At 66.1% G+C, this 1,264-nt stretch carries 2 rRNA genes and 1 pseudogene; all 3 read left to right on the top strand.

Annotation, left to right across the window (positions count from 1 at the left end):
- Positions 1–98: ribosomal RNA gene (locus ACFVVM_RS12540) — 23S ribosomal RNA — on the top strand; the annotation flags it as partial.
- A 117-nt stretch (positions 99–215) separates the two neighbouring features.
- A 5S ribosomal RNA gene (rrf, locus tag ACFVVM_RS12535) occupies positions 216–332 on the top strand.
- Between the two features lie 305 nt (positions 333–637).
- A pseudogene (locus ACFVVM_RS12530) lies at positions 638–1,264 on the top strand (hypothetical protein); the annotation flags it as partial.

The raw sequence follows: 1,264 nt of genomic DNA, 5'->3' as shown, positions 1-1,264 counted from the left end.
GTTAAGGCCCCCTACAGACCATGGGGTTGATAGGCCGGAACTGGAAGCACAGTAATGTGTGTAGGTGACTGGTACTAATAGGCCGAGGGCTTATTGACGAAGGTGTTACGCGTCCACTGTGCGGTTTCTGAAACAACACACAGATCATGGAGACTTTCTGTCTCGCCCTTTTTGGGGTGGGGTGGTGTGGCTCTCTGTGGATAGTTTCATAGTGTTACGGCGGTTATAGCGGTGGGGAAACGCCCGGTCCCATTCCGAACCCGGAAGCTAAGGCCACCTGCGCCGATGGTACTGCACTCGACAGGGTGTGGGAGAGTAGGACACCGCCGGAACATCCTTCACGATAGGGGACCCAGATTTGGGTCCCCTATCGTCGTTTCTGGGGCCGGAACGCTCCCGGCCTGCCGGGCGGACGATGCCCCGTCCTCCGTCCGTGGTTGAATTCTTGCAGGCGGGGCCACGACAACACTCCCCGGAGGCCGGGGAATCTAGAAAGGGATCGCCGTGTCGGAACACAACGACGGACGGAAGCCTTTCCGCCGGGACGGAGACGCCCGCGGTTTCGGCCGACGCGGCGAACCGACCGACCGAGCCCAGGGCGGCCGCGACGACAACCGCGGCGCGAGCCGTGGCGACAATGGCGGATTCCGCCGCAACGACAGTGGCGACCGCGGCGGCTATCAGCGCCGCGATGACGCCGGTCGTGGCGACCGCCGCCGAGACGATTCCGCCGGCGGTTCCGACCGTGGCGGTGACCGTTCCCGCGGTGGTTCGGATCGCGGCAGCAGCTCCGATCGCGGTGGTTACCAGCGCCGTGACGATGCCGGCCGCGGCGGCTATCAGCGGCGCGATGACAATGATCGTGGCGGATCCCGCCGCAATGACGGCGGTGACCGGGGTGGTTACCAACGTCGCGACGACGCCGGGCGCGGTGGATCCGGTGACCGTGGTCGCCCCGCCGGTGGTTTCGACCGCGGCGGTGACCGTGGTGGATATCGGCGCAATGACGACGACCGTCCCCGTGGCGGTTCGGATCGCGGTGGATTCCGCCGTGACGAAGGCGATGATCGCTCGCGTTCGGATCGTGGCGGTGACCGTGGTGGATTCCGTCGCAACGACGGCGGCGACCGTGGCGGTTACCAGCGTCGTGACGACGCGGGCCGTGGTGGTTCCGGCGACCGTGGTGGATTCCGGCGCGACGACAGAGACGATCGCTCGCGCGGCAGCTCCGATCGTGGCGGTTTCCGGCGCAATGAGGGCGATG

The sequence above is a fragment of the Nocardia sp. NPDC058176 genome (assembly GCF_042883805.1).
GTDB lineage: Bacteria > Actinomycetota > Actinomycetes > Mycobacteriales > Mycobacteriaceae > Nocardia.
This window is presented reverse-complemented; position numbering and strand designations above follow the sequence as displayed.